Raw genomic sequence first — 15,285 nt, 5'->3', positions numbered from 1 at the left:
CTTGTTCCGAAGTCGCATTTTGTCCCCGAGACACGGTTTCGAGGACATTCCCTCCGCTCACCAAAAAAGTTTTGTCCTCGACAAGATAAACTTTCCTCACTAACTAGTAATTACAGCCATACCCTATCCATAAAGTATGGTTCTCAACTTTTATTTACGTCCTATTCTACAGGAATACGATCAACACTCTTACCAGACGTTCTTTTCCCTCCCACCGTTAATACAATAATCCCTCCAAGCAGCATCGCTACCCCTATCCACGATGTTGGGCTTAAATATTCATTTAATAAAAATACACCTAACATGGAAGCAGTTAATGGTTCTGCTAACGATAAAGTCACTGCAGATGACGAACTAATTTTCTCTAAACCAGCCAAGTAAAATATGTACGCTAAACTAGTCGCAGCTAGTCCCATAAATAGCATCGGAATCAGATTTTGACTTGTAAATATCCAACTAACTCCATCTTGTGAAAATGGTAAAAGGATTAACGCACACAGCGTAAATGTCATCGCAACAGCTGGTAAGGTTTCTTCCTTCTCCGTTAGTTGTTTACTACAATTCGTATAAAGGGCAAACATGACTCCCGCACAAAGCGCCAATAAAATACCGAACGGATCGATAGTCGCTTCTCCTTTATTTACGAATAATAAAATACATCCTACAATGGAAAGGATTGTTGCAATACCCCAAACTCTATTCGGTCTTCTCTTCCAAAACATCCATTCAATGATGCCAGAAAAAACCGGCGAACTCCCGATTGCAACAACTGTTCCTATTGCAACACCAGTAAATCTTACTGATGTGAAGAATAAGGATTGGAACAATGCAATGGCTACAGCGGCTAAAATGGTCCATTTCCAAGACCATGATTTGAATTGAATCTTTCTCATCCCAATGGCCACGACTAATAGTAAGCCTCCCCCAATTAAAGAGCGAACAGCTCCTACTGCAATCGAAGATACCCCTTCTTGTAAAAAGGTTTGAGTTGTCCCAACTGTCCCCCATAACATCGCAGCTAGTAAAACAAAAATATATGGTAATAGATTCACAGTCTTCATCCCCTATAAATTTCAAAAATTTACCTATCATAGCTATAACACAATTGAATGAACTCTCATATTCTAATTTTCATGTGCGAACAATAGTGATTACGAATGAAATCCTTTATAATAATATTAAAATAAAGGAGGTCATCATCAATGTATAAAACAGTTGCCGAAACATCAAAAGATATATCGATGCCCGAGGAACAAGTGCTACGCTACATTTATGAAGGCCGCATTAAAGCTGTCCATGATGGCGAACAATTTCTCGTTAATAGCGCTCAATTTGATACTTACCATGAACAATTAGAACGAATAAAAGAGGAAATTGAGATTTGGCGAAATACACCCATTCCTGAAGATCCCGATGTAAAGGATGAGGATTAGGTTTTCGACATCATAACAAAATAAAGGACTTAGAAAAGATACTCACACTCCTCTTTTCTAAGTCCATTTTTCAATCGATTAAATGGATACAACAAATCCAGCACGTTTGCCGATAATTTCAGCATAATCTTCAACCATTACACTAGCCGTTGGATACATGCCAGCACCAGGTCCTACTAGTGTTAAAGTTCCAATATAATTCGTTTCCATTGTCACCGCATTGAACACATCGTCAATTGGATATAATGGATGTTCTTTATCAACTAGCATCGGTCCTACTTTTGCACAAATCTTCCCGTTCGGATACTTTTCAACTTCAGCAACGTGTCGGTATCGCAAGCCTTGCTCTGTAGCTGATTCCACTTGCTCAGAAGTAATTTCATCAATTCCAACTACTTCAACATCAGCCCAATTTGGTTGTTCACCAAATGCTAACGCAGAAAGGATCATTAGCTTTTTAAAAGCATCTTGCCCTGACACATCATTATAAGGATCTGCTTCCGCATAACCTAACATTTGCGCTTCGCTTAATGCTTGATCAAATGACCACCCTTCAGCACGCATTTTTGTTAGAATATAATTTGATGTACCATTTAAAATCCCTTGAATTCGACTAACATCATTTACTAATAAAATATTTTTCATTGTTTTAATCACTGGCACACCACCAGCTGTTGTTGCTTCATAACCTACAAATACACCATTCTTTTTGGCAAGTTCCTGCAATTCTAAACCACGTTTTGCAAACATTACTTTATTTGCAGTTATAACATGACATTTATATTCAACGGCTTTTCTTAAGTATGTAAAAGCTGGTTCTTCATTAACGATTGCTTCAAAAACAACCTGCATCCCTTTCACTGATAACACATCTTCAATACTATCAGTTAATAAATGTGCTGTACCAGGTACACGTTCTTTTGTAGTATCGCGAACTAATATTTTAGCGACTTCTAATTCAATTCCTAATTTATTTCTTAACTCTTCTCGTTTCTCATTTAAGATGTGATAAATTCCTTGTCCTACTGTGCCAAATCCTAAGATGGCCGCCTTTATTGTTGCCATTTATGTCCCGCCCCCATCTTTTTTCCGCAAAATTCTACTTATATATTAATTACTCGATCAGATAAACATAGAAAAATTTTATCCTATATTTATAAGGAACTCAAGAAAAATCTCCCCAAGATGGACAATTGTTTTTTTAAGAAGGTCATTCCACTCAATTTGTCTTTATTGTTGACTTTAGTTGCTACTACTTCTTTCTTCACACTAAGAGCCTTCCCATTTCACCTAAAGCGCAAAAGCAAACTGAATTCACAGCTAAGACAAAAAGGAAAAAGCAGATAGACACACTACAATCAACCATTCAAAAACCAACTACAATATCACTATTCTTCATAAAAAGCTCTTGAAATATACCAATAACTAAATAAAGAAAGCTGCCCACAAGGACAGCTAGAGTCGCCGAATGAATGGCTAAATAAAATGAGCAGAACAGGGGGATTTTATATGAACCTATTAACACGCCGAATGAATGGCATTTTAATTTTACGGGCCAGATGAATAGCCTTGATTTTAATCTTTTCTATTGCCGAATGAATGGCCTAATATTCTTTCTCGCCTAATGATTGGCGTTTAAATTTCATAGACCAAATGAATAGTCTTGATTTTAATCTTTTCCTTCTGCCGAATGAATGGCATTTTAATTTTATGGGCCAGATGAACAGCCAATTAATCATGATTGATTGCCAAATGAGTGGCTAAAGTTTTTAGATGTTGGCCAAATGAACAGCCTTTTTAAAAAATTAAAGTAATTTTAAGCGTTTGTATTCGCTATACTTTCTGATATCGCTTTTGTTAAAGCTTGATCTAGGTCTGCAATGATATCTTCAACTGATTCCAACCCAACAGACAGGCGGATAAGCTCTTCTCCTACACCAGCGATTTTTAACTCCTCAGCAGATAGCTGTTGGTGAGTCGTTGAAGCTGGGTGAATAATTAATGATTTGGCATCTCCAACGTTCGCAACATGAGAGAATAATTGCACGCTATCAATTAACTTGCTACCAGCTTCTCGCCCTCCTTTAATGCCAAATGTAAGCATAGAGCCAAATCCATTTTTTAAATATTTTTTTGCCAGTGCATGGGATGGGAAATTTTCATTTCCAGGATAATTAACATATTCCACGAATGGGTGGTTTTCTAAGAATTCCGCAACTCTTACTGCATTTTCACCATGTTTTGTATAACGCAAATGAAGCGTTTCTAAACCTTGTAAAAAGTTAAATGCCGAGTCTGCACTTAAAGTTGGTCCGAAGTCACGAAGTAATTGAACTCGAAATTTTGTTGCAAAGGCTGCAGCAGCTGTATCAATTCCGTAACGTAGCCCGTGGTAGCTTTCATCTGGCTCTGTGAAACCAGGGAAGCGCCCTTGAGTCCAATCAAATTTACCAGCATCTACAATCACACCACCGATTGTTGTACCATGTCCTCCAATCCATTTCGTAGCTGAATGAACTATTACATCAGCACCAAATTCAATTGGATTTGAGCCATATGGTGAAGGGAATGTATTATCGATAATTAATGGTAATCCATGTTCGTGGGCAATCTGAGCTACTGCTTCGATATCAAGAATATTTAAACTTGGATTCCCTACTGTTTCAGCATAAATTGCTTTTGTGTTATCAGTAATCGCAGCACGGAAGTTTTCAGGATCTCTTTCATCAACAAACTTTGTTGTTATTCCGTAACGTGGTAATGTATTCGCAAATAGATTGTATGTCCCACCATATAATGAGCCTGCTGAAACGATTTCATCTCCAGTCCCTGCAATATTTAAAATGGAGAATGCAATAGCCGCAGCACCTGATGATACCGCTACTGCTGCAGTACCTCCTTCAAGTAATGCAACACGTTTTTCAAATACATCTACAGTTGGATTCATAATACGCGAATAGATATTTCCTGGTGTTTCTAAGGCAAATAGTTGCCGTGCATGTTCTGTACTTTCAAATGCATATGCAGTTGTACGATAAACTGGTACTGCAATTGCTCCCGTTACGGGGTCAGGTTTTTGACCGCCGTGTAACAGCAATGTTTCCGGACGTAATTCTGACATGTTTCTTCCTCCTAAAAGTTTTTCGATGGATGATCGTAGTTATTTCGAGGAGGTCTTTTAGGAAAAAATAAAAGCCCTCTTCTGTAAGAAGAGGGCTGCAAATGAGCAATTTTTTCCTCCCCTTATCTTTCAGATCTTAATTAGAATCTGTAGGAATTAGCACCTTTGCGTAAAACACGCTGGTTGCCGGGCATCTCAGGGCCTAGTCCCTCCGCCTCTCTGGATAAGAGTATTTGATTCATGTTCCATCGTTAAATACACTATAATTCATAGTAAACAACTCTGTCAACTAAAAATTAAAATATTTTGAAACTTCTTTCTTTCAAACTAGTATATTGTATTAAAGATATTTTTGAAAGGAGTTTTATTGTTGGTAATCGCATCATTAGCTGTGTTGATCGTCGGTTACTTAATAGGGTGTATTCTTGGGTCAAATATCATTTATATACTTACAGGGGTCAATTTAAAAGAAACTGGATCTAAAAATGCGGGCGCTACTAACGCAGTGATCACTCTCGGTTGGATGTTTGGAATTTTCGTCGCACTTATAGATATTTGTAAAGCTATTTTTGCCTTATTATTCGTTCAAATTTCCTTAAGCCTTTACCCATTTTCTGCAGAAGAAATTGTAGTATTACTCTATGTAACCGGTGCAGCAGTTATCATTGGACATAACTTTCCCATTCACATGAAATTTAATGGTGGAAAAGGAACGGCATCATTAATTGGGGTGCTTCTATCATTAAATTGGAAAGTGGGATTGTTCGCCATTTTTTCTTTTTTTATTATCTCATTTATTTCGAATTACTTAATCGTAGGCGTAATTAATCTTTATGTCGTTTTAGGTATGCTAGCAGCAATGGAGAATACGATAATACCACTCATTATTTCAATTATTTTACTATGCATTGCCATAGTCCTCCACATGGAAAACTTTAAACGCATTCGATATGGTCTAGAACCACAAATGTCATTACTGTATGAAAAACGAAAGGCTTGACTATAAAAATAGTCAAGTCTTTTATTATGGAGAAATAATTACAAATTTATTACAGTATTTCTAATTTCAGTGAACTTTCAAGGAATATTAACAATTAAAGGTTTTTAAAATGCTACACTTTAAATGTAGCGTTATAACAAAATAATTTTAAGCATAAATCTGTAATGCCTAGGTAAATCAAGAAAAAAATGCGATTGAATTAAAAGAAAGGATAAACTACAATGACTTCTACAATTCATACTACCGACAAAGAATTGAAAAACAAGCATCATTTTAACTTTCTATGGATTACTTTAGCCTTTATCGTTTTGATCGTTATTACATTATTACCTAATGACGGAGCTGTTTTACCCATTGCAGGCCAACGAGCACTAGCCATATTAGCATTCGCCGTCATACTATGGGTTACTGAAGCTGTCTCCTATCCCGTTAGTTCCGCTTTAATCATCTCACTTATCGGTCTTCTTATTGGACTTGCTCCTTCTACAGCTGATCCCTCTAAACTGTTTGGCACAAGTTCAGCTCTAAATATGGCCCTTGGAGGTTTTAGCAGTTCTTCTGTTGCACTCGTTGCGGCAGCACTATTTCTCGCTGTTGCGATGCAAATAACCAAACTACATAAAAGACTTGCTCTTTGGATTTTATCAATGGTTGGTACAAAAACGAAAGCAATCGTTTTTGGTGCCATATTAGTATCAATTGTCTTAGCATTCTTCGTTCCTAGTGCCACAGCCCGTGCCGGTGCAGTATTTCCAATTCTAATAGGGATCGTTGCGGCATTTGGATTATCGAATGAAAGTAGACTTGCTGCATTACTTGTTATTACTGCGACACAAGCTGTTTCCATTTGGAATGTCGGCATTAAAACTGCAGCAGCACAAAACTTAGTTGCACTTGGATTTATCAATAGTGAATTTAATGTAGATGTTGCATGGGGCGAGTGGTTTATGTATGCCGCACCGTTTTCGATTATTATGTCCGTTGCATTATTCTTCATTATGATAAAGTTAATAAAGCCTGAAACAAATAACATTACTGGTGGTAAAGAAGTCATTAAAGAACAATTACGTGAACTTGGCCCGTTAAAAAGAAAAGAAATTACACTGATTATTACAAGTATTGTTTTACTAATCTTATGGGCAACAGAAAAACGACTTCATCCATTTGATACAACAACAGTAACAATCGTTGCAATAGCATTTTTGTTATTACCAAAGGTCGGGGTTTTCACATGGAAGGAAGCTTCAAGTAAAATTGACTGGGGTACAATCATCGTATTTGCAGTAGGTATTTCCCTAGGTACAGTCCTTTTAAATACAGATGGAGCCATGTGGTTATCAAATGCGGTATTTGGTTCGCTTGGTTTAGAATCAATGCCTATTATCGCGACAATTGCATTAGTATCTATCTTTAATATTATTATCCATCTTGGTTTTGCCAGTGCAACAAGCTTAGCATCCGCACTGATTCCAGTCTTTATTGCATTAGCTGTTTCTATACCTAATGTTGATCAAATCGGGTTTGTACTTATTCAACAATTTGTGATAAGTTTCGGTTTTTTATTACCAATCAGTGCACCACAAAATATGCTTGCATATGGTACTGGAGCGTTTACAACGAAAGACTTCTTAAAGTCAGGAATTCCGCTTACAATCATTGGCTATATCTTGATTATAATTTTTAGTATGACCTATTGGAAATGGATTGGCCTTCTTTAAAATGTAGATTATTTTGTCATTAAAACTAAAATATACTAAAATAACCTTAAGGGTTTTCCCTTAAGGTTTTCTTATTGAAAAATAACATTGATATAAATTATAGATTTAGGGGGAGAAATTAATGAATGAAGTCTTAAAGCTACAACAAAGTCATTCTTCCGTTCGAAAATATACAGGGGAAGAAATTTCTAAAGAAACCGTATTCGAATTAATTAAAACTGCTCAAATGGCAGCTAGCTCTCATTTTGTACAAGCCTATAGTGTCATTTGGGTAACGGATGAAGAAAAGAAACAAAAACTGGGAGAACTTTCAAAAAATGAATTCCAATTTTCTACAGCAGGTGCATCCTTCTTATTTTGTGTAGACTTTAAACGTCTTCAAATGGCTGGAAAAAAACACGATGTCGATATAGTTATAGATACTGCTGAAAACTTAGTAGTAGGTGTTGCGGATGTTGCAATATTTGCTCAAAACTTTGTTATAGCTGCTGAATCCATGGGTTATGGCATTTGTTACATCGGTGGAGCTCGAAACAATCCCGCTGATATTAGCGAACTGTTTAACTTACCTGAACACGTTTTCCCATTATTTGCAATGACGATTGGAACACCAACAAAACGAAATGAAACAAAACCACGCCTTCCAATTGAAGCGATTATACATGAAAATACTTATGACGTTGAAAAATACGATCACCTACTGGATGAATATGATGCCATTATGGAAAATTACTATGCAAGTCGAAGCTCAAATCAAAAAATGGCAAATTGGACAAAACAGATGGCAGATTTCCTAATTGAACAACGAAGACCATTTATGAAAGAATTTTTAGCGTCTAAAGGCTTTAACTGGAAATAACACTCCCCCTTCAACTCGATAGATATAAAAAATGATAAAATTTTATTAGATTCCTAAACATTCACCTATATTTTTGTTAAACTATAATAAAACACATCACAGTTGAAGGGATGGGATTGTGATGACTACGGATAAACAAGTAGTGACATCATTAGAAAAAATGCATACTAAGCATGTTCGACATTTTTATCGTTCCATAGCAGATATTAATCTTGAATTAGTTAAAATACATAAAAGTATTGAACTAGATATAGATAAAGAAAAATATCGCCATGCAACTAATTATGTAAATGAATTTATTTCCTATACTACAGTTTGGAATGTTAAATTTGTTTATAACTTAGAGAGTCCTGAAATTGCAATGCTTCAGTTATTCCACTTAGAATACATTTTTGAAAATGAGCCTATCAATCGTTTTAGTAAAGAGCGATTAATTTTTACAGAACAAAAAGAAAAGTTTAACAGCTTAAATGCTTTTAAACCTGAACATATTGCAATACGCAAACAGAAAATGCGTGATTATATAGCAGAACATGAACATCCGACAAATCTTCCTGAGTAAGATTTGTCGGATGTTTTTTGTATGTTTCAAAACGTGTTGGACTCCCCTTCTTTTTTCGCTCATTCTTTTGTTTAGCATTTAAATCCATCTAATTTCCCGTTAAGCTTGCTACACTCAATTTCAAAAAGAAAATGATACAATAGACGTACTGGAATTTCCAATTGGAGGAGGCAATAAAATACAATGAAAGAAAAAGTTATTGAACGTTTAATACGTTATGCAAAAATTGATACACAATCAGATTTTGAGAGCACTTTAACTCCGTCTACCAACAAACAATTTGATTTATTACATTTATTAAAGGAAGAACTAGAAACCATTGGGCTAACTGATATTACATTGGATGAAAATGGTTACTTATTCGCTACTTTACCCGCCAACACTGAAAAAAAGGTTCCAACAATCGGCTTTTTAGCCCATGTTGATACTTCTCCAGATTTCTCAGGAACAAATGTCCATCCACAACGTATTGACAATTATGATGGAGGTGACATTCAACTTAATAACGGGTTAGTAATGTCTCCAAATTATTTTCCAAATCTTAAAAAATACGTTGGTCAAACATTAATCACTACAGATGGTACAACACTTTTAGGAGCAGATGATAAAGCTGGCATTGCCGAAATCATGACAGCGATGGAATATTTAGTCGAACATCCTGAAATCAAACATGGAAAAATAAGAGTTGCCTTTACTCCTGATGAAGAAATCGGGCGTGGTCCACATAAATTTGATGTTGAAAGGTTCGGAGCTGATTTTGCCTATACAATGGATGGCGGCCCGTTAGGTGAGTTACAGTTCGAAAGCTTTAACGCAGCTGGGGCAAAAGTGACAACACGAGGTACTAGTGTTCATCCAGGCTCTGCAAAGAATCAAATGGTGAACGCAATCACAATGGCTATTCAATTCCATAATGAAATGCCAGCTGATGAAGTACCTGAAAAAACTGAAGGCTATGAAGGCTTTATCCACCTCATGAATTTTAATGGCCAGATAGAAGAAGCAAAACTATCTTATATTATTCGAGATCATGACCGTCAAAAATTTGAGGCAAAAAAAGCGCACTTTTTAGCAGTTGAAAAGAAGATAAAAGAAGAATTTGGCGAAGATGCTATTACTGTTGAAATTGAAGATCAGTATTACAATATGGGCGAGAAAATTGAACCTGTAAAAGAAATTGTTGACATTGCTAAAAAAGCAATGGAAAATTTAAATATTCAGCCGATTATTGAACCAATTCGTGGAGGCACAGATGGTTCACAATTGTCTTATATGGGACTCCCTACACCAAACATTTTTGCAGGTGGAGAAAATATGCATGGTAAATATGAATTTGTATCTGCTGAGACGATGGAGCAAGCAACAAAAGTTATTATTGAAATTCTTCAATTATTTGAAGCTCAAAGTTAAAAAAAGCTGCGAAGTAAGCTACAATGCTTGCTTCGCTTATTTTCCCTATTTTTATGTCAGAATATTTTTAAAAGTTTTGCATCAGTCATTTTTTTATCTATTAAACTCGCAGTATGAAAGTAGGTTTTTAAGATGAAGGAAATTTCACTAGGAATTTTAGCAGCACTATTCTTTGCTGTTACATTTATATTAAACCATTCCATGGAGCTTGATGGAGGGAGTTGGCTTTGGAGCGCTTCATTACGTTACTTTTTTATGCTCCCGTTTCTATTTATAATCGTCTTTTATCGTAAAGGCTGGAAACCAATGTCAAATGAAATGAAACGTCAACCTGTTCAATGGTTCGTTTGGTCTTTTGTCGGGTTTGTCTTGTTCTACGCTCCACTTACCTTTGCTGCATCATTTGGGCCGGGATGGCTTGTTTCAGGAACATGGCAGCTTACGATTGTTGCTGGAGTACTACTCGCACCTTTATTTACTCTGAAAATTGGAGATCAAATACACAGACAAAAGGTTCCTGTTATTTCTTTACTTATATCTTGTGTCATTCTAATAGGTATCGTTCTTATTCAAATACCACAAGCTCAGACAGTATCGATGGACATATTGATTTTAGGAATTTTACCCGTCATCATTGCTGCATTTGCTTATCCATTGGGGAATCGAAAAATGATGGAAGTTTGTGACGGGAGACTTGATACATATCAAAGAGTACTAGGTATGACGATCGCTTCACTACCAGCATGGATTGTTATGGCAGTATTTGCTTTATCCACAGTAGGCTTACCGTCAGCAAGTCAGGTATTCCAATCACTTATCGTTGCCATTAGCTCCGGTGTCATTGCTACTGTGTTATTCTTTATTGCCACTGATAGAGTTCGTGATGACCAGGGAAAACTTGCGGCTGTCGAAGCAACTCAATCTACAGAAGTGTTGTTTGTAATTATCGGGGAAATGCTTCTCCTTAGTGTTCCTCTTCCAGAGCCTATTGCTTTAACCGGGTTAGGGATAATCGTCATCGGTATGCTATTGCATAGCTATCATACTATGTTGCAATCAAAGAAATCCCAAATCTCACAAACTATCAAAAAAGTGGTTGAATAGATTTTGATTCAACCACTTTCTTTTTTTATGAAGTTTGTTTTAAAGATCTGCGATATTTAAACATTTTTAGTTGATAAAAAATAAAGCAACCTACGCAAAACCCTAATATTGCGACAAAGGATGCGACTGCGACCATTATTGTAAAGATGTACCCTGCAATATTCCAGCCCAGTAAGAAGCTAACGAATCCCCCCGCTAAACAAAAAACCGCAATACATGCGTTAAATTTTTGTTGCGTCACATCTTCAGGAATGTAGTTCTTACCCTCTTTAATTAGGAACAGTTTAACAAACTTCATTATCGGATTAAAATTAAATAATATCCCCATTAAATTCGCAACTAAAGGAATAGCTAAAATCCATTCTAATCCCGTTACCCATGCTACGATGACTGAAATGAAAATGGTCCATTGATTTACTCGAACTAAAGGACGTGGTATTGATTGCACTTTTGACACTTTAATACCCACCTTTCACATCTTTTTTATATATTTTATATTGTATTATTCAATTTGTATACGAATATTGCTCATATTTTTTAATTAAGTGATATAGTATTAATGAAAGGATTGGTGAGGTATGCCCGCTTTAACTTACGATCAATTAAGAATGCTAAATTCTTATAGCATCTATACTGATAATCCAGATAAGCCTCTTTTCACTTTAGAAAATTTACATAAAGATTTTTATTTAACCGATTTTCGTAATTTAATGATGGGGATCACAAATGCCGGTACAGAAGCTGCAGCGATTTCCCATTTCGGAAGACGTTATGGGATGTTTATCGCCACGCAATTTTATATGCTTGCTGCCTATGATATGATTTGGGACGGAAAACGAGTAGACGTTCGCTTTAGCCTAGTTCATGAATATGGCATAAACACATTAGGTACATTTATAACTGCAACAGATTTCCGTTATGTTGAAGATAACGAAAGGGAACGGGTAATTTCCAAGCTGTTATTTCAAGTACATGAAATGATTATCCAGCTTCGTAAGTCAACAACCATTTCCCCCCTTACTTTATGGGAAAACATTTTTGGGTACATGCTTTGGAATAATTACGAGTTACTAGAAAATCCTAGCTTAGCAGACCGCGCATTTGAGGATTTAGAAATATTAGAAGATAAAAAAGTATGGGAGCTTTTCTCGAATAAATCTTGGTTTTATCAATATACAGGAGGAAAAAGTCCTGTTGACCTGATTGGGAAGCCTGTTAGAAAAAGCTGTTGCTTCTCTAAGGATGTTCCTGGGCTCCAACACTGTGAGTTCTGTCCGATGAAATAAAGCTACCTGTGAGGTTTTTTGAAAATACCTCTTTAGGTAGCTTTTATCACTCTATAACGAAAAAAGTCCTTAAACAAATAATCGTTTCAGCTCTGAAACCCCTTGTTTAGGATATTTTGTAAACAACTCTCCATGTCCATATTTTTCAAAAGATCGGATCTTCAAATGCGGTAATACTTTTTTCAAATTTCTCGCTGATTTTGCAGCAAACGATTCATGGCTTCCGTACCAGTATGTCACATCTGCTTTTATAGTGCTTAAATTTTTAGGTATTTTATATTCTAGAAGCTGTCCTAAACAGTTCATAATGCTTTTTTGTGATATATCTGAGAAAAATGCTTTTCGAAAAGCATCTTCATCGAACTTTCCAAACTCCATCACTTTCCTCATTAAAAAATGAAATGGTCTATTTTCCTTCACTCTGCATATTTGAGATACTAAAAGTTTTGTACAAAGTTTCGAAAATATTCCAATGGGTGCACAATAAGCAGCATCAAGCACTACTCTACGAATTTGTAAAATTTGGTTAGCCAATATTTGAATTAAAATGGTACCACCCATTGAAAACCCGCTTGCCGCATATAATTTCCCACTATGTTGATGTAAGACATATTCTTCAATCTTATTAGCTGCATCTTGTATTGAACAAAAATCCGACTGTTCATTTGGATTATGTCCATCTAATACTGGTACAATAATAAAAAAATCATTTTTCAATTCATCGATTGCAGCTTTATAACAAATATCCCATGTTGTTGCCATTCCATGAATTAACATGATTTTAGGATTTCTACTATCACCAAATTCCTTAAATTCCATCATCGTACCACCACCCTTTTATGTATTCTTATATTAGTTATCATTTGTGCTAATTTGAAAATCATGCACTGTCTAGCACAATTTTTACATAAAAAAACGATACCTCTTTTGGAAGGTATCGCCTCTATCAGTTTGAAATGGAATGATTATTTAATTAGCTTACGATATTCAACAACCCAATCATCTTCTTTCGGCTTCATTAAAACACCTACAAAACCATCTTTTAATAATTGCTGCTGTCCTTCTATATCGCCCATTGAAATTTCTAATGTTTCCTTTTCAAATTGCGTCTTTTTTTGCAAATTTAAAGCAAATACATATCGTAATTTTCCACCATAGATATATTTCACACCAATTATGTAAAAGCCTTGTGAAAACTTATCTTTTAAGCTTGGGATGTTATATGGCATGACCGTTGTACAAAGATAATCAAATTTATCCTTATCAATTTGCTGCATGATCACTTTTGCTAATGTTTTTTGTAAGCCATGACCTCGATAATCTGGATGAACATTTGATATTTCTTGATACATAATACGTTTCAAGTCAGCTTCTTCAGTTAATCCTAGATCATAACCAAGATGTTCTTCATCAATTTTAGGAACGACAACAGCGCGAAATGCAATTAAACTTTCAGCCACATACGCTCCAATTAATAGCCCGTTATCACTGACAATATAAGAAAATTCTTCTTCTGATAATGGTTGTAGAATTTCTTTGTTTGGTAATGCTTCACATACAATCTCCTGTAAAGCAAGCACTTCAGGTATTTCAGCTTTTGATAAAACAAAAACCTTATAGGGTATCTCACCTAAATATCCTTCATGTATAATGGGATTCATGTTTTCACCTATTCTATAATGTTCGATTGTTGTGTAAGTTCAGCCAAGATAGATTCATCAACCGTTACGCCAAGTCCTGGACGTTCATTTAATTGAATGAATGGAATTTGATAGCTTTCCTTTAAATCGCCGATATCTTTTGAGAATTTTAATGGTCCTGTTAATTCGACACTTTTCATTATTTTCTTTGAGAATGCTACATGGAATCCTGCAGCTGAACCAATAGAGGATTCAACCATTGACCCTACCTGACATTCTATACCAGCCATTTCAGCCATGTTCGCAAGCTTCATCGCTGGATAAATGCCACCGCATTTCATTAGTTTAATATTTACTTTATCCGCAGCACGTTTTGCAATGATTTCACGCATATCTTTCATATCTTTAATGCCTTCATCAATCATTTGAGGGATAGATGATTTTGATTTGATTTCCACCATGCCATCAATATCATTTTGATCAACCGGTTGCTCTAACCAATCGATTCCTAAATCTTCTAAATGTCGTAATGCACTTAACGTATTCGCACTATTTTCCCAGCCCTGATTTACATCAACACGAATCGCAATTTCTTCTCCAACACGTTCGCGAACCGCTTTGATACGATTCACATCATCAGCAATATTTACGCCTACCTTCATTTTAAATGAGGTGTAACCTTCATTTACTTTTTCTTCAGCTTCATCAGCCATTTGTTCGGGCGCTCCAATGCTCAACACGTGGGTTACTGGGAACTTTTCATGGTAGCGTCCTCCAATTAGTTGATAAACTGGTACGCCTAATTTTTTTCCAACAACATCAAAGCAAGCAATATCAATTGCCGCTTTTGCAGCAGGCGCACGTTTTACCGTTTTGTCCATTAAATCATGAATTTTTTCGAATTCCATTGGGTTTTTACCAATCATTAATGGCGCTAATGTATTTTTAATTAAAGCATATGTAGAGGCAGGTGTTTCTCCCGTAATATGCTCATCTGGCACACTTTCCCCCCAACCAATTTGTCCACATTCGGTCGTTAGTTTGACAATAATGGATGAGATATGTGGGTAGGTTGCATAACTAATAATAAAAGGTTTTATTAATGGTAAATGTATAGCGAATACTTCAATTTGTTTAATTTTCATAGATAAT

At 35.8% G+C, this 15,285-nt stretch carries 15 protein-coding genes and 1 riboswitch; of the genes, 8 read left to right on the top strand and 7 right to left on the bottom strand.

Annotated features, from left to right (window positions below):
- Positions 1 to 161: 161 nt before the first annotated feature.
- A complete protein-coding gene (locus tag CD30_RS15635) occupies positions 162 to 1,061 on the bottom strand; it encodes an EamA family transporter (protein ID WP_036178812.1) in 900 nt (299 codons plus the stop codon).
- A gap of 141 nt (positions 1,062 to 1,202) precedes the next feature.
- Here CD30_RS15635 and CD30_RS15630 point away from each other — a divergent pair, with 141 nt between their 5' ends.
- Positions 1,203 to 1,433, top strand: coding sequence for an excisionase (locus CD30_RS15630; protein WP_036178810.1), 231 nt, complete (start codon positions 1,203 to 1,205; stop codon positions 1,431 to 1,433).
- A gap of 78 nt (positions 1,434 to 1,511) precedes the next feature.
- Here the strand turns inward: CD30_RS15630 and CD30_RS15625 are convergent, their stop codons facing one another.
- Positions 1,512 to 2,498 (bottom strand): homoserine dehydrogenase, encoded by a 987-nt coding sequence (locus tag CD30_RS15625; RefSeq protein ID WP_036178807.1) that lies wholly within the window; start codon positions 2,496 to 2,498, stop codon positions 1,512 to 1,514.
- Positions 2,499 to 3,249: 751 nt separating this feature from the next.
- Positions 3,250 to 4,554: an O-acetylhomoserine aminocarboxypropyltransferase/cysteine synthase family protein gene (locus CD30_RS15620; protein WP_036178804.1), complete on the bottom strand. Its 1,305-nt coding sequence runs from the start codon at positions 4,552 to 4,554 to the stop codon at positions 3,250 to 3,252.
- Between the two features lie 119 nt (positions 4,555 to 4,673).
- A riboswitch (SAM riboswitch) is annotated at positions 4,674 to 4,784 on the bottom strand.
- A 140-nt stretch (positions 4,785 to 4,924) separates the two neighbouring features.
- Here CD30_RS15620 and CD30_RS15615 point away from each other — a divergent pair.
- From CD30_RS15615 to CD30_RS15590, 6 genes are all read left to right on the top strand, one after another.
- Entirely contained in the window at positions 4,925 to 5,554 is a 630-nt protein-coding gene (locus CD30_RS15615; RefSeq protein ID WP_036178802.1) for a glycerol-3-phosphate acyltransferase, read from the top strand.
- Positions 5,555 to 5,775: 221 nt separating this feature from the next.
- Entirely contained in the window at positions 5,776 to 7,272 is a 1,497-nt protein-coding gene (locus CD30_RS15610; protein WP_036178799.1) for an SLC13 family permease, read from the top strand.
- Positions 7,273 to 7,393: 121 nt separating this feature from the next.
- Positions 7,394 to 8,131 carry an oxygen-insensitive NADPH nitroreductase gene (gene nfsA, locus CD30_RS15605; RefSeq protein ID WP_036178796.1) on the top strand — a complete coding sequence of 246 codons (738 nt, stop codon included), beginning with the start codon at positions 7,394 to 7,396 and terminating at the stop codon, positions 8,129 to 8,131.
- A 121-nt stretch (positions 8,132 to 8,252) separates the two neighbouring features.
- Positions 8,253 to 8,693: a hypothetical protein gene (locus tag CD30_RS15600; protein ID WP_036178795.1), complete on the top strand. Its 441-nt coding sequence runs from the start codon at positions 8,253 to 8,255 to the stop codon at positions 8,691 to 8,693.
- Positions 8,694 to 8,876: 183 nt separating this feature from the next.
- On the top strand, positions 8,877 to 10,103 hold the full coding sequence (gene pepT / locus CD30_RS15595; RefSeq protein ID WP_036178794.1) for a peptidase T: 1,227 nt from the start codon (positions 8,877 to 8,879) through the stop codon (positions 10,101 to 10,103).
- A 132-nt stretch (positions 10,104 to 10,235) separates the two neighbouring features.
- Positions 10,236 to 11,207 carry a DMT family transporter gene (locus tag CD30_RS15590; protein ID WP_036178792.1) on the top strand — a complete coding sequence of 324 codons (972 nt, stop codon included), beginning with the start codon at positions 10,236 to 10,238 and terminating at the stop codon, positions 11,205 to 11,207.
- Between the two features lie 25 nt (positions 11,208 to 11,232).
- Here CD30_RS15590 and CD30_RS15585 read toward each other — a convergent pair whose 3' ends face one another.
- Complete coding sequence (locus tag CD30_RS15585) at positions 11,233 to 11,664, bottom strand: DUF4395 domain-containing protein (RefSeq protein ID WP_036178790.1); 432 nt, start codon at positions 11,662 to 11,664, stop codon at positions 11,233 to 11,235.
- A 121-nt stretch (positions 11,665 to 11,785) separates the two neighbouring features.
- Here CD30_RS15585 and CD30_RS15580 point away from each other — a divergent pair, with 121 nt between their 5' ends.
- The gene (locus tag CD30_RS15580) at positions 11,786 to 12,493 is read left to right on the top strand and encodes a Fe-S oxidoreductase (RefSeq protein ID WP_036178788.1); all 708 of its coding nucleotides are present in this window, start codon (positions 11,786 to 11,788) and stop codon (positions 12,491 to 12,493) included.
- 69 nt (positions 12,494 to 12,562) lie between these two features.
- Here CD30_RS15580 and CD30_RS15575 read toward each other — a convergent pair whose 3' ends face one another.
- The 3 genes from CD30_RS15575 to CD30_RS15565 all read right to left on the bottom strand — a co-directional run bounded on the left by CD30_RS15575 (position 12,563) and on the right by CD30_RS15565 (position 15,278).
- The gene (locus CD30_RS15575) at positions 12,563 to 13,315 is read right to left on the bottom strand and encodes an alpha/beta fold hydrolase (RefSeq protein ID WP_036178786.1); all 753 of its coding nucleotides are present in this window, start codon (positions 13,313 to 13,315) and stop codon (positions 12,563 to 12,565) included.
- 143 nt (positions 13,316 to 13,458) lie between these two features.
- On the bottom strand, positions 13,459 to 14,154 hold the full coding sequence (locus CD30_RS15570) for an N-acetyltransferase (RefSeq protein WP_170933673.1): 696 nt from the start codon (positions 14,152 to 14,154) through the stop codon (positions 13,459 to 13,461).
- A gap of 8 nt (positions 14,155 to 14,162) precedes the next feature.
- Entirely contained in the window at positions 14,163 to 15,278 is a 1,116-nt protein-coding gene (locus CD30_RS15565) for a mandelate racemase/muconate lactonizing enzyme family protein (RefSeq protein ID WP_036178784.1), read from the bottom strand.
- Positions 15,279 to 15,285 lie beyond the last annotated feature (7 nt).

The sequence above is a fragment of the Ureibacillus massiliensis 4400831 = CIP 108448 = CCUG 49529 genome, from assembly GCF_000772965.1.
GTDB classification, from domain to species: Bacteria; Bacillota; Bacilli; order Bacillales_A; family Planococcaceae; genus Ureibacillus; species Ureibacillus massiliensis.
Note: the sequence above shows the minus strand (reverse complement) of the source record. Positions and strands in the feature narration are given on the sequence as shown.